At 52.4% G+C, this 25,357-nt stretch carries 24 protein-coding genes; 14 read left to right on the forward strand and 10 right to left on the reverse strand.

The features are described 5' to 3' along the window. Positions 1-62: 62 nt before the first annotated feature. Positions 63-1,169 (reverse strand): aminofutalosine synthase MqnE, encoded by a 1,107-nt coding sequence (gene mqnE, locus FRY98_RS23795; protein ID WP_148456812.1) that lies wholly within the window; start codon positions 1,167-1,169, stop codon positions 63-65. 203 nt (positions 1,170-1,372) lie between these two features. Here mqnE and FRY98_RS23800 point away from each other — a divergent pair, with 203 nt between their 5' ends. Next, entirely contained in the window at positions 1,373-1,729 is a 357-nt protein-coding gene (locus tag FRY98_RS23800) for a HesB/IscA family protein (RefSeq protein ID WP_148456813.1), read from the forward strand. A 203-nt stretch (positions 1,730-1,932) separates the two neighbouring features. Here FRY98_RS23800 and FRY98_RS23805 read toward each other — a convergent pair whose 3' ends face one another. Further along, complete coding sequence (locus tag FRY98_RS23805) at positions 1,933-2,349, reverse strand: type II toxin-antitoxin system HicB family antitoxin (RefSeq protein ID WP_148456815.1); 417 nt, start codon at positions 2,347-2,349, stop codon at positions 1,933-1,935. Continuing rightward, positions 2,258-2,467, reverse strand: a complete 210-nt coding sequence (locus FRY98_RS23810; RefSeq protein WP_148456817.1) for a type II toxin-antitoxin system HicA family toxin — start codon at positions 2,465-2,467, stop codon at positions 2,258-2,260. The genes FRY98_RS23805 and FRY98_RS23810 overlap by 92 nt, the downstream gene beginning before the upstream one ends. A 535-nt stretch (positions 2,468-3,002) precedes the next feature. Here FRY98_RS23810 and FRY98_RS23815 point away from each other — a divergent pair. From FRY98_RS23815 to FRY98_RS23840, 6 genes are all read left to right on the forward strand, one after another. Next, on the forward strand, positions 3,003-4,481 hold the full coding sequence (locus FRY98_RS23815) for an alpha/beta hydrolase family protein (RefSeq protein WP_148456819.1): 1,479 nt from the start codon (positions 3,003-3,005) through the stop codon (positions 4,479-4,481). Between the two features lie 466 nt (positions 4,482-4,947). After that, complete coding sequence (locus FRY98_RS23820; RefSeq protein WP_170287163.1) at positions 4,948-6,756, forward strand: cache domain-containing sensor histidine kinase; 1,809 nt, start codon at positions 4,948-4,950, stop codon at positions 6,754-6,756. Next, on the forward strand, positions 6,749-7,954 hold the full coding sequence (locus FRY98_RS23825; protein ID WP_148456823.1) for a response regulator transcription factor: 1,206 nt from the start codon (positions 6,749-6,751) through the stop codon (positions 7,952-7,954). The genes FRY98_RS23820 and FRY98_RS23825 overlap by 8 nt, the downstream gene beginning before the upstream one ends. Positions 7,955-8,118: 164 nt before the next feature. Further along, a complete protein-coding gene (locus FRY98_RS23830) occupies positions 8,119-9,444 on the forward strand; it encodes an ABC transporter substrate-binding protein (RefSeq protein WP_148456825.1) in 1,326 nt (441 codons plus the stop codon). Positions 9,445-9,517: 73 nt separating this feature from the next. After that, the gene (locus tag FRY98_RS23835) at positions 9,518-10,393 is read left to right on the forward strand and encodes a carbohydrate ABC transporter permease (RefSeq protein WP_148456827.1); all 876 of its coding nucleotides are present in this window, start codon (positions 9,518-9,520) and stop codon (positions 10,391-10,393) included. A 37-nt stretch (positions 10,394-10,430) separates the two neighbouring features. Beyond that, the gene (locus FRY98_RS23840; protein ID WP_148456829.1) at positions 10,431-11,258 is read left to right on the forward strand and encodes a carbohydrate ABC transporter permease; all 828 of its coding nucleotides are present in this window, start codon (positions 10,431-10,433) and stop codon (positions 11,256-11,258) included. Positions 11,259-11,464: 206 nt separating this feature from the next. On the opposite strand, the gene FRY98_RS23845 is transcribed toward FRY98_RS23840, so the two are convergent. Together FRY98_RS23845 and FRY98_RS23850 are read right to left on the reverse strand one after the other, a co-directional pair. After that, entirely contained in the window at positions 11,465-12,316 is an 852-nt protein-coding gene (locus FRY98_RS23845; RefSeq protein WP_148456831.1) for a GRP family sugar transporter, read from the reverse strand. Positions 12,317-12,452: 136 nt separating this feature from the next. Next, positions 12,453-13,292, reverse strand: a complete 840-nt coding sequence (locus FRY98_RS23850) for an AraC family transcriptional regulator (RefSeq protein ID WP_148456833.1) — start codon at positions 13,290-13,292, stop codon at positions 12,453-12,455. A 309-nt stretch (positions 13,293-13,601) separates the two neighbouring features. Here FRY98_RS23850 and FRY98_RS23855 point away from each other — a divergent pair, with 309 nt between their 5' ends. Then, the gene (locus tag FRY98_RS23855) at positions 13,602-15,752 is read left to right on the forward strand and encodes an alpha-galactosidase (RefSeq protein WP_148457391.1); all 2,151 of its coding nucleotides are present in this window, start codon (positions 13,602-13,604) and stop codon (positions 15,750-15,752) included. A 54-nt stretch (positions 15,753-15,806) separates the two neighbouring features. On the opposite strand, the gene FRY98_RS23860 is transcribed toward FRY98_RS23855, so the two are convergent. Both FRY98_RS23860 and FRY98_RS23865 read right to left on the reverse strand, forming a co-directional pair. Next, complete coding sequence (locus FRY98_RS23860) at positions 15,807-17,000, reverse strand: AI-2E family transporter (protein ID WP_148456835.1); 1,194 nt, start codon at positions 16,998-17,000, stop codon at positions 15,807-15,809. A gap of 149 nt (positions 17,001-17,149) precedes the next feature. Beyond that, positions 17,150-17,359 (reverse strand): hypothetical protein, encoded by a 210-nt coding sequence (locus tag FRY98_RS23865; RefSeq protein WP_148456837.1) that lies wholly within the window; start codon positions 17,357-17,359, stop codon positions 17,150-17,152. 167 nt (positions 17,360-17,526) lie between these two features. Here FRY98_RS23865 and FRY98_RS23870 point away from each other — a divergent pair, with 167 nt between their 5' ends. Further along, a complete protein-coding gene (locus FRY98_RS23870) occupies positions 17,527-18,192 on the forward strand; it encodes a YheC/YheD family protein (RefSeq protein WP_148456839.1) in 666 nt (221 codons plus the stop codon). Positions 18,193-18,468: 276 nt separating this feature from the next. Continuing rightward, positions 18,469-18,609, forward strand: a complete 141-nt coding sequence (sda, locus tag FRY98_RS23875) for a sporulation histidine kinase inhibitor Sda (protein ID WP_148456841.1) — start codon at positions 18,469-18,471, stop codon at positions 18,607-18,609. A gap of 45 nt (positions 18,610-18,654) precedes the next feature. Here the strand turns inward: sda and FRY98_RS23880 are convergent, their stop codons facing one another. Together FRY98_RS23880 and FRY98_RS23885 are read right to left on the reverse strand one after the other, a co-directional pair. After that, on the reverse strand, positions 18,655-18,903 hold the full coding sequence (locus FRY98_RS23880; protein WP_148456843.1) for a hypothetical protein: 249 nt from the start codon (positions 18,901-18,903) through the stop codon (positions 18,655-18,657). A gap of 72 nt (positions 18,904-18,975) precedes the next feature. After that, entirely contained in the window at positions 18,976-19,977 is a 1,002-nt protein-coding gene (locus FRY98_RS23885) for an NAD(P)/FAD-dependent oxidoreductase (protein WP_148456845.1), read from the reverse strand. 434 nt (positions 19,978-20,411) lie between these two features. Here FRY98_RS23885 and FRY98_RS23890 point away from each other — a divergent pair, with 434 nt between their 5' ends. Beyond that, positions 20,412-21,605: an NAD(P)/FAD-dependent oxidoreductase gene (locus FRY98_RS23890; RefSeq protein ID WP_148456847.1), complete on the forward strand. Its 1,194-nt coding sequence runs from the start codon at positions 20,412-20,414 to the stop codon at positions 21,603-21,605. A 1-nt stretch (position 21,606) separates the two neighbouring features. After that, a complete protein-coding gene (locus tag FRY98_RS23895) occupies positions 21,607-21,861 on the forward strand; it encodes a hypothetical protein (protein WP_148456849.1) in 255 nt (84 codons plus the stop codon). 64 nt (positions 21,862-21,925) lie between these two features. Here FRY98_RS23895 and hemQ read toward each other — a convergent pair whose 3' ends face one another. After that, positions 21,926-22,672, reverse strand: a complete 747-nt coding sequence (gene hemQ, locus FRY98_RS23900; RefSeq protein ID WP_148456851.1) for a hydrogen peroxide-dependent heme synthase — start codon at positions 22,670-22,672, stop codon at positions 21,926-21,928. A 214-nt stretch (positions 22,673-22,886) separates the two neighbouring features. Here hemQ and FRY98_RS23905 point away from each other — a divergent pair, with 214 nt between their 5' ends. Next, a complete protein-coding gene (locus FRY98_RS23905; protein WP_148456853.1) occupies positions 22,887-23,180 on the forward strand; it encodes a YuiB family protein in 294 nt (97 codons plus the stop codon). Between the two features lie 233 nt (positions 23,181-23,413). Further along, positions 23,414-24,943, forward strand: a complete 1,530-nt coding sequence (locus FRY98_RS23910; RefSeq protein WP_148456855.1) for a replication initiation and membrane attachment family protein — start codon at positions 23,414-23,416, stop codon at positions 24,941-24,943. The last annotated feature ends 414 nt before the right edge of the window (positions 24,944-25,357 follow it).

A 25,357-nucleotide genomic window follows, 5' to 3' on the forward strand; every position in this document is an offset into this window, starting at 1 on the left:
CCAGGGGGCTTGCCGCCCGCCGTAAAGCCTTTTTTAAATAACTGAACCTCGCATGAGGCTCTTTATTCGTAAACTTCGATTTCGTTATAGAACGTGTCCCGTTCAACCGGGATGCGCCCCGCTCCCTTCACGAGCCAGATTAACTCTTTCCGGGTCAAGCCATCCGGCGTAAGCGCCCCCGCGGCGTGGCTGATTTGCTCCTTCAGAATCGTGCCGTGCACATCGGACGCTCCGAAAGTTAAAGCGACCTGGGTCAACTGTACCCCGATATTGATAAAATAAGCCTTGATATGCTGAATGTTGTCCAGCATCAGCCGGCTGATTGCGATCGTCTTCAAGTCCTCGTACGCCGAGTTCCGGCGCATAATGCCGGCGTTCTTGTTCCGCGGCTGCATGGACAGCGGGATGAACACCATGAATCCGTTCGTTTCGTCCTGAAGCCCGCGGATTTGCAGCATGTGGCGAATCCGGTCCTCATGCGATTCGATCGATCCGTAAAGCATGGTTGTATGCGTTTTCATCCCCAGTTGGTGCGCTGTCCGGTGAACATCCAGGTACTGGTCGACGTTGGCTTTTTCCACTTTCATTTTTTGCCGGTATTGATCGGACAAAATTTCCGCTCCGCCGCCGGTTAGCGTTTTTAAGCCTGCTTTTTGCAGTTCCGTCAGCACTTCTTTGGTACTGAGCCCGCTGATTCGGGTGAAGAACTCGATTTCCGCCGCCGTGTAGGCTTTCAGCGTAATGTCGGGGAATCTCTCGTTCAGGGCTTTGAGGGAGTCGACATAATACTGGAAAGGAACATGCTGGTTATGTCCGCCGACAATATGGAACTCCCGGACGCCGGGGGTAATATGCTGCTCGACATAGGCGACCATTTCTTCGCCCGACAGCGTGTAGGCCCCTTCCTCCCCCTGATCCTTGCGGAAATTGCAGAAGGCGCAGTGGGATTCGCACACATTGGTAAAATACAAGCTCATATTTTCTATGAAATAAACCTTCTTGCCATTTTTGCGCAAGTTGACTTCGTTCGCCAACTGACCAATGGTCAACAAATCGTCGCTTTCATATAGATACACCCCGTCTTCGAGGGTTAAGCGCTCACCTTGTCTTACCTTCTCTACGATTTCGGCCATTCTTTTATCAGTGCTTGGCGTTACTGCAGTGAACATGATAATACCTCCGTTTCCCTGGGGAGAATCCGAACCGCATTCATCCCGGCAGGCTGATTAACCACCTTCCCTATTATAAACCTCGATGGAGAAAGGGACAACAAGCGGAACGGGGATCTTCCAAGTTTGCTGCTATAAAAATCACACCGCTTGAGGGGAACTTCGATGTGGAGTATACTTTTTGTATATAAGGAGGGTTGATTATGATTGAAATCTCGGATAGTGCTGCTAAGCGAATCAAGGACATGATTGCCGGGGAGGAAACCCCGAATATGTTTCTCCGCCTTGGCGTAAATCCCGGCGGATGCAGCGGCTTTTCATATAGTATGGGACTGGACGATCAGGAAAGCGAAGAGGATGTCTACCTGGACGTGAAAGGAATTAAAGTGGTCGTCGGAAAAGACAGCGTACGCTATCTCAACGGACTGGAGATCGACTTCCAGGAATCCGGCATGTCCGGCGGTTTTACCATCCATAACCCGAACGCGATCGCTTCCTGCGGCTGCGGCCAATCGTTCCGCATGCGCGACGAAGAGGGCCGGCCGGAAGTTTGCGATTGAGTTACCCTTAAAACGCCGTTTGCGGGTGAGGATCACGACCCCGAGGCAACGGTAGGGTCTGTTGTACAGAAGCGAAGGCGAGACGTTCGCTTAACAGAATAGGGCGAAATAACGGAACCCCTCGTCAGGTCTTAAAGACTATGATGAGGGGTTCTTTTTCGTTTAATGAATAAGAATGGTCAAAAGGAGGGCTGGTGGTACCCTCATCGTAATTTCTTCCGCTCGCTGACGCCGAGATAATCCTTTAAGGCATCCTGCAGGATATGCGAGTAGTTAACTTTGTTCTCCGCGGCAATATCGTCGAGCCACTTCGGAATAGTCAGCGTCTTTTTAACGGCGCGTTCCGCCATATTGTCGCGAAAAGGCGGCATCCACACGTCGATTAAGACGACTACTTTCTTTGGCATTTGCGGCAGTTCCGAAATAGGAGTGGGGTCGGGAATCGAATCGCCGTCCTGTTCCATTCCGTATAAATGCAGCGCGAGACAGTCTTTCGCCATATGCAGCGCCTCTTCATCGGAGTCGCCGCTAGTTAATGCACCGGGAAGGTCCGGAAACTCTACGGAGATGCCGTCGTCTGCATAGTCGAAAATAGCCGGATATATATAACGATCTTTCATATATAAGCCTCCTTCGGCGGGGGTGTTTGAATTGGTAGCGGTCGCCAGTTGCTCTTATGTAGTACCATCCGTCGGCCTCGATTATTTTTATCACTTCCCGCGAAGATAAACCCTTCATGGCGCCACCGTCCTTACATTAACATTTTAACACGTACTAAAATACGTGTAAATAAGAAAAACACGTGTTGATGAGCGTTCTATTGATTTTGTTGTTGGTCAAATATGTTGTTGGTCAAATATCTAGTAAAATAGTCACGAATCATAATATGGTAAAATTTAGGTGTATCGGTCGATAAGATCCAAATTGAATAGAGGTCATTAGAGTCAATTAATGTTGAGAGCGGACGGTTCATACATAGGAGGGAACTATGATTACTAAGCGCCAGATTTTGAGTGAGATGTCCTTTGGACGAAGAATCGCAGAAAGAAGAGTCTCAAGACTTGGCAAACCAGGCGCAGATTGACTAAACTATGGCGCGGATTAGTCGGACTAAGGAGCGGAAGACGTGAAGAAAGACGTAATCGTTAGCGTTATAGTTACGAGTTAAAATTAACCCCTTTTTAAACACGCACCCCCCCGGGTTTTAAACTGGCCGGTTTATGCTGTTAGCATAAACCGGTTTGTTTTTAGCGAAGGGAGAACGAAGACTAGTATGAGAGTTAGCGAACTATTTTTGATTTTGGCGGGAACGGCTTTATGGATTTACGTGTTGACCGGGCGAAAGCTTGGCAGAACGGGGAATGGAGTTGCGGCGCTTATCGGCGCAGGGGCCGTAGCCGGCTGTCTGCTGGCCGGGGATTACCGCTGGCAGTTGCTTCCGGCTTGCGTCGCTACGGGGGGGCTTGTTCTTTGGAGCCTCTTGAAAAAGCCCAAGGGAAGCCCGTCCCGAAGCTGGCGGCGAATAGCCGGGAAGGGGATGCTGCTTCTGATCATGGCGGCCGGGGTTGCCGTTTCGGCGGCCCTGTCCGTTCTGCTGCCGGTCGTTCGGCTCCCTGAGCCGGATGGGGTTTATGCGGTGGGAACGCAAACCGCACGGATTTCCGGTACGGACCGTCCGGAGCCGTTCACGAAAGATCCGCAGGACACCCGGGAATTGATGGTTCAAATATGGTACCCGGCAGACAACACCGAAGGGCGGAGTCTAGCAGAGGTAGTTCCGGTTGCGGGGCAATCCGACATGGCGGCCCCTTTTACCCGGGCTTTTGCCCAGACTTTCCGCCTTCCTTCGTTTGCGCTGGACTACTGGAAAGACTTCCGGGGCAACAGCTTTGAAAACGCGGATTTGCTGGCATCCGGCACGCCTTACCCGGTCATTCTCCTGAGCCACGGTATGGGGACAAGCCGGATGCTGCATGTCTCCCAAGCCGAGCATCTGGCCAGCCACGGTTATGTGGTTGTGACGATCGACCATACGTATAACACGACGGCGACCGTATTTCCGGACGGGAAAATGACCGGACTGGTGAGCGAACCGAATGGGGAAGAAGACTTCTTCATGGCGGCGCCGCGCATAGGAAAAATTTGGTCGGGTGATGTTTCGGAGGTCATCGATTGGCTGGAAGCGATAAATGCCGGACAAGAGAGGAGCGCGTTTCAGGGGAAACTGGATTTGGATCGGATCGGGATGATGGGGCACTCGTTCGGCGGGGCTACCGCTTACCACGCTGTTTTGACGGAAGAGCGGATTAAGGCGGGAATCAACATGGATGGTACCCAGTTCGATAAGTTTGACGCGAAGACCGTGATGAAGAAGCCGTTTTTGTTTCTGGAGTCGGCAGATTTTAAGGCATCCGCCGACAAGCTCAGACAAGGGGAAATCCAAAGCGAAGTGGGGCGGCGCATCGTCTCCAATGAGCTCGCTCTAATGGAAGCCGCCGCGAATTATCACGGGAAGGCGCTTTATGTGGAGCGGAGTGAGCACTACAATTTTACGGATTTGCAGTTCTACTCTCCCCTGGTGAAGCTGACCGGATTGACGGGGGAACTGGACGGGGCTCGCGGTGCGGAAATCGTAAATGCCTACGTGCTGGATTTCTTCGATACGTATTTGAAAGGCAGTCGACCGAAGCTGCTAAACGGGCCGAGTCCCGCTTACCCCGAAGTGAAATTTGATCTGCTGCTTGAACCGTAACTGGTTCGGCTCTCCTGCCAAAGCCACCCGAATTGGGTGGCTTTTTGGCTTTTCTCCCTCGCATGACCGCCTGTAAAATCGTGGATTTTGGGATTTATGGCTTGTCAGAATACAGCGTTTACATCTATGATCAACGTTAAGGCAAGTTATGGGGCCCACGGCGATCAAGGTGCCTGGTACACTTTCCAACCCTTCCATCTCCAAAAGATGCAAATCTGCAGGTATTTTAGGCTGATTTCCGAGGGGATGCGAAAAAAGATGCAAATCTGCAGGTTTTTCTGGCGATTTAAGAGAAACGAGCCGATCTCGTCGAAAATTCCTGCAGAATTGCAGGCATTTTGAAATTTTTATTCCGTACAAGAAAAAAGTATGCAGATATGCAGGAATTCAATGTGATCAACGTTGTCTGTTGAGCAATAGTAAAAGTCCGGCGATGGAGAATTACGGCGAGAGGAGGCTGCCCCGGTTGCGGATAACCCGAAGTTTCAAAAGTTGGTTCGGACGACTGCAGATTCATAGCAAAATTATGTACACTTTTTTGCCGCTCAGCCTAATTCCGCTTATCGCGCTTGGCTTGATTTCCAGTAAGATGTTCGGCGATACCGTAGTGGAAAAAGAGAAGATCAATATCCGGGACGAGTCGCGGCTCATTCTTTCACAACTGGACAGCATCATCCAGAATACGGAGAGCTGCACTAATATCATGACGGCGGATATCCATGAATTATATAAAGAGTACTCGGCAAGGGTTACGGATGTGGACGACAAGAGATTCCAAAATTTAATGGAGAGCCGGCTTTCCATCGACTTGTTAATGTTCCCCGACGTAGACTCCGCCGTGTTTTTGGATGTTTCGGGCAGAATCTATTCCTCTTATCCCCAGAAGGGGGAACGGGATCGGGAAGTGCTGAACAGCCCCATGCCCGAAATGGTGCAGTCCCAGGGCAGTTACGGGGTCAACCGCTGGTTTCCGATGGAACGGCGGAACTTTATGGTGACGGATCCCGCGGTTCCCGTACTCACCCTCGGGAAAATGGTGTTCGACCTGGACACAGGCAAGACGCTGGGGACGCTGTTTGTAAATGTAAAAGAAACGACCTTCGCCTCATTTTTGCAGATGACGCCGGAGAACTCTTTTTCCAAGGAGTATTACATCGTGGACAGCCAGGGTCAAATTGTGTCCAGCCCTGTTTCGGAGCGGCTGCTGACCCCCTTTTCCGATCTGTCTTCGCCTCGGCTGCTGGAGCGGAAGGGGACCGTTTCCGACATCATCGGCCGGGGCAAGCAGACACAACTCACCACTCTTACGCCATATGACAAGTTGGGCTGGAAACTGGTCAGTATCGTTTCTTTGAAGGAACTGAACGGCATCATTTACCGCAATTTTGTGCTTACGTTTACGGTAGGGTTTCTCGGTTTGCTTCTGGCCCTGCTGTTGACCCGAAAACTGGCGCAGATTATCGTCGGCCCGCTGCTTCAAGTTACCAAAGCCATGCGCCGGGTAAAGGAAGGGGACTTGGATGCAACGTCCAACGTGGCCACGGAGGATGAAGTCGGATTGATCTCCTCGGTATTCAACTCCATGGTCAGACAGATTAAGGAACTGCTTTGTACCGTGACCGAGGACCAGGCCCGCAAGAGGGCTTATGAATTGGCGTTGATGCATGCCCAGATCAAGCCTCATTTTTTGTACAATACGCTCGATACGATCTATGTGCTCAATGATTTGGGGATGAACGAGGAAGCGAGGGACACTACCAAAGCGCTCGCGGATTTTTACCGGGCGGTGCTCAGCAAAGGAAGCGAGATCATTCCCTTGGGGGCGGAAATCAGCAATGTACGTGATTATTTGAACATTATGCAGGTCCGTAACCCCGATGTTCTGCGCTATTCCATCGAAATTCCGGAGGAGCTGGCGTCGGTGAACGTACCGAAATTATCGCTTCAACCCCTGGTCGAGAACGCGATCTATCACGGGTTAAAGACCAAAGGGGAGCAGGGGAGTGTATCGATCCGGGCGGCAAGGTCGGATAAGAATGTAATGATCACGGTGGAAGATAACGGCGTTGGGATGTCCGAAGAACAGCTTCAGCGTGTGGAAGCATCCCTATCCGGAAAGGGGCGGCAGACGTCGATTGGCCTCTATAACGTTCACGAGCGAATCAAGCTTTATTTCGGCGAAGCTTACGGTCTGACGGTCCGAAGCTGCCTCGGAGAGGGCACCGCCATCGAGATGAAAGTACCCGGCAAGGAGGGAGATGACAACGATGTATAAAGTGCTTATCGTCGATGATGAACCGCTTTTCCGTTATTATATGCGTACGAAGCTGGACTGGAGCAGCCACGGTTTTACCATCTGCGGCGAGGCGGCCAACGGCGCGGAGGCGCTGGAGGAAGCGAAACGCAGCCATCCCGATCTGGCGATGGTGGATATCAGCATGCCTTATCTCAACGGGCTTGAGTTGACCGAGAAGCTGAATCTGAATCTGCCGGGGATGGTCGTCGTTTTTGTCACCGGTCACAACGAATTCGAATATGCCCAGGCGGCGCTTCGGCTCGGCGTGTTCGACTATTTGCTCAAGCCCTTTAATCAGGAAGAGTTCGCCGCGGTGTTGACCAAAGTGAAGAAGAAGCTGGAGCTCGGGAAAAAAGAGGTGGGGATGCTCCATCCGAACGTCAGGGACCTAACCCGGCAGGACGGCGCGAACAAACCGGCAGGGAGCTTGGACGGAGCCGGGCTGTTCGCCGAGCCGGCCGAAGCTCAAGGACGTGATCCAAATGAAGCGCCGGTTTCGTATGAACTGCATCCCGGGGCGCACGAAATGCTGCTTTCGGCTTTGAAAATGCGCGATCCCGAAGCGGCCCAGACTGAAATCCGGCGCACCGTGGCGCTATTCAGCCCGCATCGGACCGGGGGGCGTTTCGCTTTTACCGTATTGATGGGATATGTCTCCCTCTGTCTTTCCTATGCAAGCAAGCGGGGGATGAACCCTGAATCCTTATGGAAACCGGCGGGTTCGCCGGAGGATTATTTACGCCAACTGTCCTCCTGGAAGGAGGTCGAGGCATGGTTGATCAGCCTGTATGAACAAGTCATCGAATACAAGGAAGACCGCCGTCCGTCCAAATCCTATAACTTATACTTTGCGGCGAAGCGGTACATCCATCAACATTATTCCGACCCCGATTTGACGGTCGAGCGGGTGGCCGGGGGGATGTTTGTGGACGCCAGTTACTTGCGGAAGGTATTCCGCAAAGAAGGGGATATTTCCGTGCTGGACTATATTATGTATATCCGAATGAGGCGCGCCAAGGAGTTATTGGCCGAAGGGAACGTTAAGCTGGCGGACATCGCGGAAAAGGTGGGGTATACCGATCCGGGTTATTTTGGCAAGTGCTTCAAAAAATACTACGGCATGCCGCCTTCCGAATTTGAACAGCGGGAGATCCGGGTCCGCAGCACCCGCCGTTAGGCCGCCCCTTCATTTGTCCCGAATATTACCGATCATGCCCGCTTTAGCCCTAACCGGTCGTGGCGGGCTTTTTTTATAATAAAAACACCACTTCTGAAAACGCTATCAATGAGCGCGGGAAGTGAATCCTAAGGTTCGTTTCATACAAAGAAAGGGGATCTATCATGGGGAAAAATTATCGAAAGGCATTGAGTCTGCTGACGGCGACGGTCCTGGCGCTTTCTCTCGCGGGATGCGGAGGCGGAGGGAGCGACAAGGCTCAGAAATCCGGAAATACCGGAGCCTCCGGCGGAGAAGAGAAGATTCAGCTGAAGGTGTACGCCCAGCATTTTGATGAAGATACGGCCAAGCCCTTCGATTACGCGGTCGCTGAGTTGAAGAAAGAGATGCCGAATGTGGAGATCATTCTCGACGAGGCGGTACAGGACGGATATCAAAAATTGAAAACGTATGCAGCCACCGGAAATATGCCGGATATTTACGATACCGACTGGGCGACGCTGCAGACCTTTGCCAAGGCGCAAAATGTTGAGGTACTCGACGACTATCCGGAAACCGCCGAATTTAAAGCGAAGCTGAACAAAGGGGTGGAATCCAAACTGGTCGCTCCCGATGGGCACGTGTACGCCTTTCCTTATCCGGGCATCGAATTCCAGCTGATTTATTACAACAAAGAGATTTTCGAAAAAGTAGGGATTCAAACGCCGATCAAAACGTACGACCAGATGATCGAGGCTTCCAACAAGCTCTCCGCGGCGGGGTATATTCCAATGGCGATTTTCGCCAAGGAAAAATGGATCACAACGGCATTCTACGCCGGGCTTGTGACTCGCGAGCAGGGGACAACGGGCTACGGCGACTTGGAGGCCAAAGGCACGACCGCCATGCCCGATCCCTTTGTGCGGGCGGCCGAGGAGATGTACAAGCTGAAGGAGGCCAACCTGTTCGACGCCAACGCCACGAATACGAACTACGATCAGGCTTCGGCCCAATTCTACTCCGGCAAAGCGGCGATGTTCGTGAACGGACAGTGGGAGATCTACAGCAGCACCGAAAAGCTGGGCGACAAGGTGGACTGGATGTACTGGCCGGCTAAGGATGAGGCCGCTTACGAGAGCGGGAAAGGCTTCATCAACGGCTCGGGTGCTCCCGGCGGATTTGCGGTTTCGCCTAGCAGCAAGCATAAAGATGTTGCGGTCAAAGTCGCGAGTTTCCTGGCGCAAAAATACGGCGAATACAAGTACACTCAGCTGGGAAGCCCGATTACTGCGATTAAAGTAGACAAACCGATAACGGTAGAGGTTCCGCCAATGATGAAGCGGATCGCGGAAGAGGTTCTTCCGAACGCGACGCAGTATATGACGCCTATCAATAATGTGCAGATCAAGAACGCGATCGACGACAGCACGCAGAACATGCTGGTCAAAGGATATACGGTTCAGCAGTTCGTCGACAATATCAATCGCGTTATGGCAAGAGAAAACAAATAGATGAGTTAGCAGCCGAAAGATACCGACCTCCCGCGGGTCGGTATCCTTTCACCCAAAGGAGTGGATTGAACCTATGAACAGATACCTGAGCAATAAAAAAGCCATCATCCTGTTCTTGCTGCCGGCGCTGCTTATATACAGCGTGGTGATCATTTATCCGGTGCTTCAAACGTTTTACCGCAGTTTTTTCAATTGGGACGGCCTCAGCGCGGCTACCTGGAACGGCATCGCCAACTATCTGGATTTGTTTCACGATCCGCTGTTGATCACGTCCTTATGCAACGGCCTTATTTTTGCCGTGGTACTCGTTGTCTTTCAGATCGGGCTGGGGACGATTCTGGCGCTCGCCTGCGCGGACCCGCGAATCAAGGCCCGGAAATTGCTGAAAACAGCTTACTTCATCCCCGTAGTTCTTTCCGTTACGGTCGTCTGTCAGCTTTGGATCGCCATGTATGACCCGACGAACGGGTTGATCAACCGGTTGTTCAGCCTCCTGCACATTCCCTATCAGCAAAACTGGCTGACCTCCCCGACCGCCTCCATTATCGCGATCGCTTTCGTCAACGCCTGGCAGTTTATGGGATACCAGTTCAGCTTGCTGTATGCCGGCGTCAAATCGATTCCCGAGCAATATATGGAGGCGGCCACCATTGACGGCTGCTCCAAGTGGATGGCCCATCTCAAGGTAACGCTTCCTTTAATGAAGGAAACCTACAAGTTCTGTTTCATCGTTGCGATTACCTCGGGAATCGGGGCCTTCGTCCAGATGCTGATTATGACCAACGGCGGTCCCGGCACAAGCAACTATACGCTGACCTTCATGATCTACAGATACGCATTCCTGGAGAGCAATTATGGCTACGCTTGCGCCGTATCCGTCGTGCTGGTGAGCTTATCGCTGCTGGCGACGATCGTTATTAATAAGACGTTTGACCGGAATGAAGCGTAAGCCAAGGCCGGTCGCGGTAAGAAGGAGTGCTTAAAGGATGAAGCAAATCAAAACGGCATTGCTGCAGTTGCCATTATGGATCTATTTTGTGATTTCCGTCTATCCGTTAGTGTGGATGATCTCTTATTCGCTTAAAAATAATGAAGAAATTTTCGTGACCAACCCGTTCGGCTTACCGACCCATTTTCGCATCGAGAACTATATCGCCGCTTGGTCCCAGTTCAATATCCCCAAATATTTCTTGAACAGTCTGGTCGTGTCCTCGATTTCCACGCTGCTGATTCTGGTGTTGTCGCTGATGTTCTCGTTTGCGATCGCCCGCATGCGCTGGAAGTTCCGGGAAAGTGCCCGTTTGTATATGACGGTGGGGATGTTCATGCCCCTTCAGGTCATCATGATCCCGCTCGCGATCCTGGTTCGGGACTTTCACTTGACCAATACGTACGGCGCGCTGATCGTTCCGTACGTCGCGATCGGACTTCCCTTTTCCTGTCTGGTTTTTTACGGGTTTATGAAGGGCATTCCCGGGGAGCTGGAAGAATCGGCTTGCATGGACGGAGCCAACATTTACCGGATGTTTCTCCAGATTATCGTACCGATCGTGACCCCGGCCATCGCGACGGTTGCCATTTTCCAATTTTTGAACAACTGGAACGAATTCATGCTTGCCTATATTCTGATCTCGGACGAAACGATGAAAACCCTGCCGCTCGGTCTCCTGTTCTTCCAAGGGCAATACAGCACCGACTGGGGCGGGATGGGGGCGGTGATGACGATCGCCAGCTTGCCGCTCGTGATCATCTATCTCTTCTTCAGCGAACAGGTGGAAAATGCGATGACGGTAGGTTCGGCCGTAAAAGGATAGAGTCCGAAATCGGAGCAAACTTGTGCGCGTAAAAAAGAACCCTCCGCGAGAATCGTCGTGGAGGGTTCGTTGTGTCACCGGTAACGAAGCGAGCGTTTCGTGAACTTGAAAAAAAGCCTGTTAATTTGATGGCGGAGCGGCTCAAGCATGGCCGCATGCCGCACAAAAGCCGCTGAACCGAAGGTCAGCGGCTTTTGTGATGCAATCTAAGATTTGGTGAGTCCGATCAGGAACACGCCCGCCATAAGCACCGTGCTGCCCAGCAGCACTCGCATCCATACCGCAGCGCTTTTCTTCTCTTTAAAGATCAGAATGCTTCCGACAGTGGCGATCACGATGCTGACCTGGGAAACCGGGAACGAGGCCGCTACGCCGATGCGGCCGTTCGCGACAAACAACGCCAGATTGGCGACGCTCCAGGCGAATCCGGTGGCGAGATTCCGAATAACCATCCGGGGGCTCGGCCGCTTTCCGGCCAACAGGCCAATGGTGATGGCCGCAAGGAACATGCCGGCCGATTGCGGGAGGATGACCGCCAGGCCGCTGATGTCGAACCACTGATTGATCACGACATAGCCGGTTAAGGCCAAGGCGGAGCAGAGAAGAATGGACAGCTGCCCCGGCGTTAGCCCATGTTTCGTCCCCGCGCTCCGTTCCTGCAGGCTGGTCAGGAGCACACCGGCCAATACAAGCGCCAGCGCGGCGGTTCCTAAGAGCAACTGGAACCGGGTGGACCATTCGCCCAAGGCCAGGGCGGCAAATAAGGTGGTGCCGGTTAGCTGCAGCCCGCAGATAAAAGGAATAGCGACGGATACGCGAATCCGTTGAAACGCTTCGAATTGAAGCCATTGGCCGACCGCCCACAGAATCCCGGATATAAAGCTGATCATGTAGGGGCCGGGGGAGAAGACCGTCGGCGAGGCCGCGTACAGCCCGGCTGCGAACAGCACGGCGCCGGCGGACGTGCCCAAAAGCTGCTCCCGCGGTCCGGCTTTCGTCCATTGGGCCAGAATGGGCATAACGCCCCAGCCCAAAGCCGAAACAAAAGCAATCCACATGTTGAATAAACCCCTCTCTCTCGTTGCGGTTTTCTGTTTCTGCCAAAATCCTATAGATCTTGACTATGTAACAGCAAAACGATAACAGATCGGAGCGGGGTCAAATAGAGCCGGGTTTATGATCTTTATGGCAAAATCAAAGGAATTGCTGTCTGTAGTCCGTTGGGGACATCCCCGTCATGCTTTTGAAGGCGCGCGAAAAGGTCAGTTGATCGGCATAGCCCACCGATTTGGAAATGACCAGAATCGGATAATCCGTTTGCCGGAGCAGTTCGGAAGCTTTCCGAATCCGTAGTTCCATCATGTATTGTTTTGGGGTTTTTCCGGTTTCCTGTTTGAATACGGCGGACAGATAGTTCGGGTGCAGCCCAAGATAGCTGGCCACGTCGTGAATCTGCAGGCCGCTGTTGTAGTTTTTCTCGATATAGTTCATCGCCTGGGTCGAATAAGGGACTCGCCGGTCTCCCTCCCGGACATCCCCGGAATCTTTCACCAGTCTGGCAAGCATGTGGTACAAATATCCCTGGATGGCGAGGGAGGACGTCAGTCGATGGTCTCCGATCCGCAGCATTTCCAGAATGGTCGCTTGATAATAGGAGATATCCTCGACGTCGAGAACGAAAGGCTGATCCCGGCTGGGGAACATACTCCTCAGGTACGTCTGGGATCGAATCCCCATAAAGCCGACCCAGCAGTATTCCCAGGGATCGGTCCGGTCGGCCTGATAGTAGGCGACTTCGTTCGCCGGGATCAGGAAGGCCTGGCCGGGACCGATCCCAAATTCCTTTTGCCGAATTTCCAAACGGCCCCGCCCGCCGATGACAAAATGGATCAGGTTAAATTCCCGCGCAATCGGGCCGAACGCATGGCCGGGCGCGCAGTTCTCGGTTCCGCAGTTGTATAAAATCAAATCGGCGGTATTTTTATGCTGAATGCTGGTCGTCGTATCTACATATTGGATCATCTGTCCGTTCATTTCATCGCTCCTTCCCTTGACTTCAATATAGCGAAAACAAAGGGGCGGCACAAATGAACGCATTCTTTCGTTTTTTGAAGACCTTGTCTGAATCATATTAAGTTTTGCTATATAACGCTGGGAAAATAGCATGTAGATCGGCCGCCGGACATGGTATTCTGATCTCGAAAAACGCCGAAACCACGATTTGAGACAAAGGAGACGTACGCATTGAATTCATACAGACAAGCCAAGGCAGAGATTCAGATTAACGAGCAGGAACGAACTTTTCATTTGCGCAACGAAGCGATCAGTTACTTGTTTCGCGTGATGGAGAACGGTCAGTTGGAACACTTATATTACGGGCCGGCCCTCCGCTATCTCGGAAACGCGGGCCGTTTCGTTGAACGCAGCTACCGGCCGGTGTCGGTAGGCGAGTTTACCGGCGACCTCGTTATCTCGCTGGACAGCATCAAACAGGAATTTCCCTCCTCCGGGAGCGGCGATTTTCGGGAAGCGGCCCTCGAAATTTTGCAGGGGGACGGTTCACATATTATGGAATTTCAGTATGCGGGCTATGAAATTCAGAGCGGCAAACCGCTGCTTCCCGAGCTTCCCGCCACGTTCGTTACCGCTCCCGGGGAAGCGGAGACTTTAATCGTTAAGCTGGTCGATCGCCTGACACAGGCTGAAGCGGCCCTAAAGTATACGATTTACCGGGACCTGCCGGTGATCACCCGCTCGGTGGCGGTTACGAACGGCGGCGATCAAGGGTTGAAGATCAACCGGTTGATGAGCGCCAGCTTCGATCTGCCGGAGGACCGCTTTGAGTTTATTCAACTGTCGGGCGCGTGGGGAAGAGAGCGCCATCTTTACCGGACCCCGCTTCGCCCCGGCGTTCAGGCGGTCGGAAGCACCCGGGGGGCCAGCGGCCATTTTCACAATCCGATGGTGATGCTGGCCAAGCCGGACACGACGGAGCACGGGGGCGAGGTGTACAGCCTGAATCTCGTATACAGCGGTAATTTTTTGGCGCAAGTTGAAGTGGATAACTACGGAACTTCCCGGTTTATGATCGGAATCCATCCCGACAAATTTTGTTGGCTGCTCCATCCCGGAGAAACCTTCCACGCCCCTGAAGCCGTGATGGTGTACTCTTCAAGCGGGCTGAACGCCATGAGCCAGACTTACCACAAACTGTATAACAACCACCTGATCCGCGGCGAGGCGGCCCGAAAGGAACGGCCTGTGTTGTTGAACAATTGGGAAGGGACTTATTTTGACTTTAATGAGGAGAAAATACTCGCCATCGCCAAAGCGGCCGCGGACCTCGGCATAGAACTGCTGGTTCTGGACGATGGCTGGTTCGGAACGCGCAACGACGACACCACCTCGCTGGGGGATTGGTTCGTGAACGGGGACAAGCTTCCCAACGGGCTGAAGTACTTGGCTGGGGAGATCAACAAGCTCGGCATGAAATTCGGTTTATGGTTCGAACCCGAGATGGTGAATGAGGCTTCGCGGTTGATGCAAGCCCATCCCGACTGGGTCGTCGGCACGCCGAACCGAAAGCGGAAACAAGGACGCCACCAGTATGTGCTCGATTTTTCCCGGCCCGAGGTGGTGGAAGGTATTTTTGAACAAATGGACCGGGTGCTGTCGTCGGCCAATATCGAATACGTGAAATGGGATATGAACCGCAACATTTCCGAAGCCTATTCGCTCAGCTTGGGAAGCGACCGTCAGGGGGAGTTTTTTCACCGCTATATCCTGGGGGTGTACCGCCTCTATGACAAGCTGGTCCGCCAATATCCGCATATCTTGTTTGAGTCCTGTGCCTCGGGAGGTGGGCGTTTTGATCCCGGCATGCTGTACTATGCTCCGCAAACCTGGACCAGCGACGACAGCGACGCCGTGGAACGGCTTAAAATCCAGTACGGCACGTCGATGGCTTATCCGTTAAGCAGTATGGGGGCCCATGTATCCAGTGTTCCCAATCACCAGGTAGGCCGGATAACACCGCTGCACACCCGGGCGAACGCCGCTTACTTCGGCGTGTTCGGTTACGAATTGGACCCCGTCGCATTGACGGCGGAGGAGCGGGAGGCCATCAAGACGCAAATCCGCTTTTACAAACGGTACAGAAAGCTTCTGACCGGAGGGGACTTCTTCCGCTTGCAAAGTCCGTTTGAGGAGAACGAAACCGCCTGGATGACGGTGAATGCCGAGAGAGGCGAAGCGATCGTCGGTTGGTATCAGGTGCTGTCCGTCCCGAACGAAGCCTATAAGCGCCTTAAACTAAAAGGGCTGATCCCGGAGGCTGTCTACCATGTCGAGGAGTTGGGGCAATCCTACTCGGGCGGCGAATTGATGCATGTGGGCTTGCTGTTGACCCCGCCCTGGAAGGAAGGCGTGAGCTACAATGTGATGGATAAAGGCGATTTTGCTTCGCGGCTGTTTACGCTCCGTAAGGTAGATTGAGCCCCCGCCCAACCACAAACGGGCCACTCCTTACGGAGCGGCCCGTTTACTCGATTACTTGCTGTCCCCGTCCACTCGCTCCGCGTCATGTTCCGGCGCCGCCGATTCCGCGGCGACCGGTTCATATAGCTTGGAACGATTTTCGAACCATTTGAACAGGTGCGTGAAGATGACTTTGAGCACGGCGTATCCCGGAACGGCGAGAATGATGCCCAGGACGCCGAACAGGTTCCCGGCGGTAAGAATCACGAAGATGATCGTGATCGGATGAATCCGCAGGGATTTGCCCATGATTTGCGGGGAGATAAATTTCCCCTCCACCAATTGAACGACGGTCCAGACGACGATCAATTTCAGCAGCATGAGCGGCGAGGTGACGATGGCGATGATCAAAGCCGGCGTAATGGCGATAGCCGGGCCCAGGTACGGCACGATGCTCGTACATGCGGCGATAATAGCCAGAATGAGGGAGTAATCCATCCCGATAATCAGAAACCCGATGTACAGCAATACCCCAATGCAAAAGCTGACGATAATCTGCCCCCGGATATAGGAGCTGATCTGTCCGTTCATTTCCGACATCACCCGATTGGTTTGGGTACGGAAACGGATAGGGACGTAACGCAAAATAAAGTTAGGAAGCTTCTTCCCGTCTTTCAGCAAATAGAACAGAATGAACGGCACCGTAACGATCGCCAGAATAATGTCCTTCAAGGCGCCTAAAAATCCACCGAGGCCCGACCAGGCGTTCTCCAAAAGCGAGGTCGCTCTCTCCGAGACGGTCTGCGCGAGCTGAGTCGGATTAAAGCCCGTCGATTCCTGAATCTGATGAAAGAAGTCGCTGCCGATCAAGCCTTCGAACTGCAACTGCACTTCATAGCTGTATTTCGGAAAGTTCTCGATCAAGCTCATAATCTGCTCCCGAACTACCGGTACGATAGACAGGATGACGATCGTTATCAGACCGACGATGAGCAGGTAGAGCGCGACGATCGTGTAGACCCGCGGAATCCCTTTGCGCTCAAGCCAGTCCACCAGCGGGTTAAGCAGGTAGTAGATCGCGCCCGTCAGCAGGATCGGAAGCAGTACCGTTTTTAATAGGACCGCGACCGGGGTAAAGATAAAAGATATTTTGTCCAGCACAAAAATATTAAGTCCGATCAGCAGCAAAATCAGCAGAAAAATGACAAAGCGGTTGCCAAGGAAAAACTTTTTGAATCGTTCACTCCAGATGTGCGTGCCCCCCATGAAAGCAATGAACCTCCTGTCGATGAATCAAATTTTTACTATAGTTATATTACGTAAAAAATCCATTTGGTTTCAGACATTTTCAAAAAACAAAAGGATTCATGCCGCTTCGAAGTGCGAAGCGTATGAATCCCGGCCCGATCGCGGGTTCAAAAAAACTGCCGGTCGACCATAAGCACGACCATGCCGGCCGCCACCAGCGAGAAGAGGATGCAGCCCGCGCCAAGCCCTTTACGCGAGCCTTTGGCGAATTTAAGGCCGGTGATGAACAAAAGCACAGTAATACCGGCAAGCACCAGAGACATGGCGATCATGGCGATCCAATACAGGATTTCGAATAAAGCGGCTTCGGTTTCCAAAGGAATCCTCCTTCACTAAAAATCTTGCTAGCCCATACTAACGTTAGTTTAGCATATTTGAACAAAAATGCGAGAAGAGGAAAAGAGGCTCACGCCTCGGACAAACATACAAGAACCCCTTCTGCCGATTGAGTATGAATATCGTATAACGGAAAGGGGATGGTGTCATGGCGGGAAGACAACTGGCCAATAAATGGCTGAAAACGGAAGCGCTACTCAGAAACGCGGACGTGGCCGCCCACATACCGCAAACCCGAATGTTCAGTGCGGAGTCGTTAAGGAGCATGCTGCACCAGTTTGGCATGGTGGTGATCAAGCCGCTGCGGGGCGGGGGCGGGTACGGAGTGATCAAGGTATCCTGCGCAAGGGGGATCTACTCCTTTACCTATATGTCCTCCAAAAGATCATTCTCCAGCTTCGAGGCCATGTTCAGGGCTTTAAACCGTGCCAAAGTCGGCCGTCGGTACATGATCCAGCAGGGGATTCATTTGGCCCGGATCGGCGGGCGTCCGATCGACTACAGAGTCAAGGTAGTCAAGCAGGACGGGGGTTGGGTGTACCGTTCCATGGTCGGACGTCTGGCCAGACCCGGTCTGTTCGTTACCAATCTTTGCAAAGGGGGAACCCAACTGACGGCCCGCAAGGGACTGGAGCTTTCGCTTCGCCGCCGCGGAGCCGGGATCAAGAAACGCAAGGAGATGCGGAATCTTACGAATACGTGCATCGCGATTATGGAGGCGGCTTTCCCGGGGATCGACCAGCTTGGATTTGACTATGGGATCGACCAAAGCGGAAAGCTGTGGATATTCGAGGTAAATACCCGCCCGCAATAACCAAAGTCAGGCGGTTTATTCCAGTGTTTTACAGGTTAATGAATTTATAACCAGTCTTTTAAGCGCAAGTAAAAAAAATTTTCGTCAAAAAATGGGGCTTACCATCCTGTGAATAACTTTTATCCACATTATCCAATGATATTCTACAATGTGTTCCAGGTTTTGCTAACACGTTATTCACAGGATTTCCACAGTGTTTTGTGGATAAGAGGAACGCTTGTTCTGATTAGGGTTTCTTGTTATGATGAGGAAAAAAATAGAAGGGATGTGTTATTAATGGCGATGTTGACAGACGAGATGCTGCTTGAATCCTATCACTTGGCCACTATGCTCGACTTGGACCGGGATTTCATCGCATTGCTGTTGGCAGAGATCCATAGACGAGATCTGATAACCGACTCGCCGATTTTACATTAGGGAACGAGTTGTCGCTGAAGGATGGACAAGCTGATGTCGATGAAGTTAAGGCGCTTTCCAAGCGTTGACATGATAAATATAAGCTTCGTGACAGTGCGGACACAGGACGACATGTTCACAGCCGGAAGGAGCTTGAGCCGTGGATGCAGAGGTGTACTGATCGGCCGACCCGTAAGGGCTGTAAGGACCGACGTAGTCCTGTTTCTTACCGGCATTTTCAAGGACATGCCCGCAATCGGGACATGTTGCGGTCAACGGAGCTATACCGTTGCATAACGGACAGATATAGGACAAGGGGTATCTCTCCTTTACAGCAAGGTTTCCTGCGTAAAGTTAAGATACCCCTTTTTGTGTCAACTCATGTAATTAAAGCTTAAGATTACTGCTGTGTCCCGGGGACAGCTTGGCTTCCGGATCGATATACACCTTGGCGTTATTGACCGCGGTCGGCGCTTCCCCGAAGCCGACGGCAATCAAATCGAGCTTGCCGGGATAGGTCGTGATGTCTCCGGCCGCGAAGATGCCGGGAATCGAGCTCTCCATGCGGGAGTCGACGACGATCGAGTTGGACTCGATCTCAAGCCCCCATTCCGCGATCGGGCCGAGCGAGGAGACGAAGCCGAAATTGACGATCACGTCGTCGACCTCGATGTCTTGAGTCTCCTTCGTCTTCGTGTGCGAAAGCGTGACGCGCTCGATCCGGTCGTCGCCGTGCAGGGCGGTAATTTCCGTCGGGGTGATGACCTGCACGCTGGAGGCCATCAGGTTCTCGACGCTGTGCTCATGGGCGCGGAACTTGTCGCGGCGGTGAATCAGCGTGACCTGCTCGGCGATCGGCTCCAGCATGAGCGCCCAGTCCACCGCGGAATCGCCTCCGCCGCTGATCAAGACCCGGCGGCCTTGGAAGCGGCTGAGATCGCTGACGAAATAGTGCAGGTTGCTCTTCTCGAATTTGGCCGCGTTCTCCAGCTCAAGCCGCCGTGGTTCAAAAGCGCCGACCCCCGCCGTAATGATCAGGGCCCGTGCGTAGTGGACTTCCTTGTCGGTGGTGACGACAAAATGACGCTCATCCTTCTTCTCGATACGCAGTACTTTTTCTTCAAGACGTATGTCCGGATCGAACCGTTTCAGTTGCTCATTCAGGTTGTGGACCAATTCCTGGCCCGTAATCTTGGGAAATCCGGCGATATCGTAAATATATTTCTCTGGGTAAAGGGCGGCAACCTGTCCTCCCAGCTGAGGCATACTTTCGATTAATTTAACGGACGCTTTCCGCATTCCGCCGTAAAAAGCGGCAAACATGCCAGCCGGCCCGCCTCCGATAATGAGCAGGTCGGTAAACTCGCCGCTTGCAGTTTGGGATGACACTGGCAAACACCTCCGAATAATTTCAAACAAGCTTATATTGTCATTTCTACTTTATTATAGCCCTCACTTTCCGTCTTGCAAAGTTGAAGCGGACGGGGGATGTCGAACCCTGAAAACCCCTGTAAAACCGCGGAAAGTGGCGTAAAATAAGACTTGATCTTTTATACAAAAGCCGATATTATTCAAATGTATGTACCCGAATTTGTGACGAAACCGGTACATTTATGATGAACTAGTGTAGATCCTGTGTATTATTTTTGATAAATATTCAGGTTCGGTTTAAAATAACTGTGACAAATATCGCACAATCGCAAACCGCTTTTAAATATGTTATTTTTACCAGAGACTATTTTTTTATGTGTATATTTTCACATTGAAGTTTTTGGTGTTAATACTAAATATAGAGCTTTAACCCTGGAAGGAGAACAAGCCAGATGAGTACCATACCTAAGATCGTCATACTTGGAGCGGGTTATGGCGGCATTTTGACAGCACAGAGGCTGCAGAAAGAACTAAATTACAATGAGGCCGACGTCACTCTCGTCAACCGGCATGATTACCATTACTTCACGACCCATCTACATATGCCTGCCGCGGGGACGGATTCGATCGAGCATACGCGCGTTTCGATCTCCAAGCTGATCGACGAATTCAAGATCGACCTTGTCAAATCGAATGTTCAGGAAATTCGTTTGTCGGACAAAAAGGTTGTTCTCCAGGACGGGACCCTGTCCTATGATTATTTGGTGATCGCTCTTGGCGGCGAGCCGGAGTCCTTCGGCATTCCGGGACTGTCCGAATACGCCATGACGATCCGGAGCATCAACTCCGTACGTCTCATCCGGCAGCATATCGAGTACCAGTTCGCGCTGTTTAAAGCGGACGAAAGCCGCACGGACCGCTTGAACTTCGTGGTCGGCGGCGCCGGATTCAGCGGCATCGAGTTCGTGGCCGAACTGGCGGACCGGATCCCTAAGCTGTGCAAGGAATATGACGTCGACCCGAATATGGTGAACGTGTATAACGTGGAAGCGGCGCCTACCGTCCTCCCGGGATTTGATCCGGAACTGGTCGACTATGCGATGGATGTGCTGCGCAAGAAGGGCGTACAGTTCAAGATCGGCGTCGCCATCAAGGAATGCACGCCGGACGGCGTATTGCTGGCCACCGGCGAAGAAATCAAATCCGCCACGGTCATCTGGACCGGAGGCATCCGCGGAAACCGGCTGGTGGAAGCCGCCGGATTCGAAACGGCGAGAGGCCGGGTCAAGGTAGACGATTATCTGCGTGCCCCCGGTTACGATAATGTCTTTATTATCGGCGACAATTCGCTGATGTTTAACCCGGAGGGCCGCCCTTATCCGCCGACAGCCCAAATCGCCATGCAGCAGGGAGTCACCTGCGCGCAGAACGTCGTCTCGGCGATTCGCGGCAAGGAGATGAAGAAATTCGTCTTCAGCAACAAAGGAACGGTAGCTTCTTTGGGTAAAGGCGAGGCCATCGCCTCCGCTTTCGGTAAGAAGTACAAAGGCTGGGTGGCCGCGCAGCTCAAGAAGCTGGTGGATATCCGCTATCTGTTCACGATCGGGGGCATCCCCCTCGTTCTGAAGAAAGGCAGATTCCTATAACATGCGCCACTGCAGCGTACAAGTCAGGGGCTTGCTGACGCGGGACGAGCTCGAGCGGTATAACGCCCTGATGGAGGTAGGTTCTTACCTGGAATCCCAGGGGAAATATGATCTGGCCTATACCGTACAGCGGGAAGTGGATATTTTGATTCTTCCGGCGATCGAGCGGTTGAAGGAGAAGAGCCGGGACCGGGACCGGGCCACGGCGGAGTTTCTGGAGTCCCTGCGGAAGCAGCAGGATGATGACGACGAGTAGAGGTTAACGTTAAAAAGCGCGAGCCGGGCGGGAGATCCCGCGGCTCGCGCTTCTTCGTGTTAAATTACAGTTTCAGCATCTCTTCAAACCGCTGCTCGTTCAACAGATTGCCGACATAGAAAGAGCCGAATTCGCCGAATCGGGCGCTGACTTCGTCGAAACGCATTTCATAAACCAGTTTCTTGAAATGCAGGGCATCGTCAGAGAACAAGGTGACGCCCCACTCCCAATCATCCAGTCCGACGGAGCCGGTAATGATTTGTTTGACTTTACCGGCGTACCCGCGTCCGATCATTCCGTGGCTGCGCATCATGCTCCGCCGCTCTTCCATGGACAACATGTACCAGTTATCGCTCAGGTCGCGCTTCTTGTTCATCGGGTAGAAGCAGATATGCTTCGATTTCGGCAAGATCGGCTGCAGACGGGCCATTACCTCCGGATTTGCTTTCGGATCGCCGTCCCCCGAACCCATGTAATTGCTCAACTCCACGATGCTGACGTAAGAATAGGCTTTCGTCGTATACTGGGCGAACGTCGTCTTGTTAAAAGCGTTCTCCAGCGCGTTCAATTCCTCCAACGTCTCGCGCAGATGCATAAAGACGAAATCGGCTTTCTGACCGACGATGGAATACACCGCCGTGCTGCCTTTCCCCTCTTGTTCAAAAGCATTCCAATCCTGAAGGAATTGGTGCAGGTCCTCCAGCGCACCCGCCCGTTCCTCGTCATCCGCCGCTTTCCAGGCCGACCAATCGATGGAACGAAAATCGTGTAAGGCGTACCATCCCTCCAAAGTCAAGGCGGCTTCATTCATATGGGATCACTCCTGTATCGTCAAATTGTTCATCATCTAAAAAACCGGATGCACTTTCTTTATTGTATCCTAACGTGGAGGAGCGGGGCAAACGAATTCCGTGTGGTTTTAGGGAAAGTTCATTGATTCGCAACATATTTTTTAGTAAACTATCTACTAGTTCTTAAAGATGTGATCTAAATTATAGTGCGATTCTGAAAGGGTGGGAACATAGGTGGGTTGGCTCATTGTATTGGTGCTGATGGTTCTGTTCTTTGTTATGATGTTCGGCATCGGATTTATTTTAAATATGCTAATGAAAACAACCTGGTTTCCTGCATATATCTTCATTCTAGTCATTCTGCCGATCGTGGTGTACAGCCTTTGGGAGCATGATCAGACCTTCGGGGCGTATCTGGCCTCCTTCCGGCTCGTCGATTATCTGACCGCCTTGGCGGGATTGGCGGGCGCGATTTTGAGCGGGTGGACGATCCGCAAGCTGCGTTTGGGCGGATATAAAATGTTTTAAGTCCATTCTTGCGGAATTGGACCGCAAGTAGGCTCCGGGCTTCGGCCCGGAGCTTTTTTGGTTCGATGGACAATTCGCTAGAATTAGCCAAAAAGAAAGCATGCCCGCCTGCCGAGGTGAAGGAGGGGATTTTTTCGCGTTTTTTGTAAAGTTTTAACGATTCGGGTCGTCCCGATTTATGATAGAATAGAAAAAGTCTCAAAGTACGAGAACAGGGAAGGAGCGATGAAGCCGTGCGCATGAACAACATGCTGCATTTTACCGAAAATCACCGATATTGCGTTTACCGTGACTTCTCTCTCAGTCCCGTGGATGATAAAATGCTCGGATTGATTTACCAGCCGATGGTCGGAGCGCTGGCCATCGCGTTCTACCGGCTGCTGGCGGAGCAGGTTCCGATCGATCAAGTGGGGTACTCTGCGGTGGAGCAGCAGAGGGGCCTTTTTTTGACGATGGGCCTGGAACCCGGTGATAAAGGGCGCGCGTGTTTGATCGAGCAGGCTTCCAAGCTGGAAGCGGTCGGATTGCTGCAAACAAGCCGTCTGTACATACCGGACAGCGACGATTATCTGTATGAATACGAGCTTCAGGCTCCGCTGTCCCCGGCCGAATTTTTCCGGACCCAGCACCTGACGCTGCTGCTGCGCGACAAAATCGGCAAGTTCGCGGTGTTGTCCCTACGGGAGCGTTTCTTCCGCATGGAGCCCGGCGACATGTACGGCCTGACTTACAACAAAGAAAATATTTCCGTTCCGTTCTATGAAATTTTTGAACTGAACGCCCATTCGATAGATTATGAACTGGAGCAGGCGATCGCGGAGACGTCCATCGCGAGACAGCCCGGCCTTAAGGCCGTCGAGGAGGAAGCGGCGATCAATTACGCCGATATCATCCTGCGTTTTCCGCGGGAGTCCATCAACCGCGCCTATGTGGAGAAGCTTCGGTTTGATCCCGAGGGGATGGGCGTCGTCAATTACGTCGCCCACAAATACGACCTCAGCGTGCAGGATTTGTCCCGCCTGCTGGATGAAGACGGGGTCTTCGACCCCGTGAGCGGCAATTTGCTGCTGGATGAGCTTCAGCATAAGGCCAACCTGCATTTCCGGCAAGGCAAACGCCGCCGGGAGGAACGGGAGGTGGCCTTCGCCAAGGTGGTAAGCCTGCGCGGCGAAGAGCTGAAAGGCTCCGAAGCGGTGCACGCCCAGGAGGAAGTCGCCGTGCAGATGGAGTACTATGTGGAAGTTCCGCCGCAGTTTCAGAGCAAATGCGATGTGCATCAGTACAATATGATGCTGAGGAACGAGCCTTACACCCGCCTGCTGAAGACCTTTTTCCCCGGGGCGGTTCCCGATAACCTGCTCGATATTTTCGAGAAAATCGATTTGAACTACAAGCTGCCGGGCGAAGTCATCAACGTGCTGATCCATTATCTGATGTCCCTGCTGACGTCGGGAGGAGAACAGCGGATCAACCGCAATTTTGTCGATGCGATCGCCTCGAATATGTTGTTGAAACAAATCGACACCTACGAGAAAGCGGTGCAGTATATTCGCGATCAGGCGAAGGTGAAGGATAAAGCCGCCGCTTCGTCCGCCGCAGCCGCCGGAGGCCGCGGAAGAGCTTATGGAAGCCGCGGAGGCAAGCCGAAGCCGGACATTCCCATCGTCCAGAGTACGGGGGCGGAACAGGCCGTATCGGAAGAGGAATTTGCCGAGCTATTGAAAATGGCCGAACAAATGAAGGCGAGCAAGAAGAAGGGGTAATCGCGCCAGGTTATCGGTTGTCTCACCAGACAAGCTTGATAACATCGAATCATCGAATTCCTGCAAATCTGCATGTTTTTTTCTTGTTCGGAACACAAATTTCAAAATTCCTGCAAATCTGCATGAATTTCCGGCGAAACCGGCTCGTTTCTCTAAAATCGCTAGAAAAGCCTGCAGATTTGCATCTTTTTTTCGCATTCCTCGGAAATCGGTCTAAAAACCTGCAGATTTGCATCTTTTGGAGCCGGAAGGATTCCGAAATGTTGGAAGTGCAAGTGCACTAGGCACATTGAAAGCCCCTGTGCCCAATACGATTCGGATGTCTGCGGACATGAGACAGCGTACTTATCGAGAATCTCACTCCAAATGATAGTTTTCTCCTGCTACAATGGCTGATAGTGTACCAGACTCCCC

The organism is Paenibacillus faecis (assembly GCF_008084145.1).
Lineage (GTDB): Bacteria > Bacillota > Bacilli > Paenibacillales > Paenibacillaceae > Fontibacillus > Fontibacillus faecis.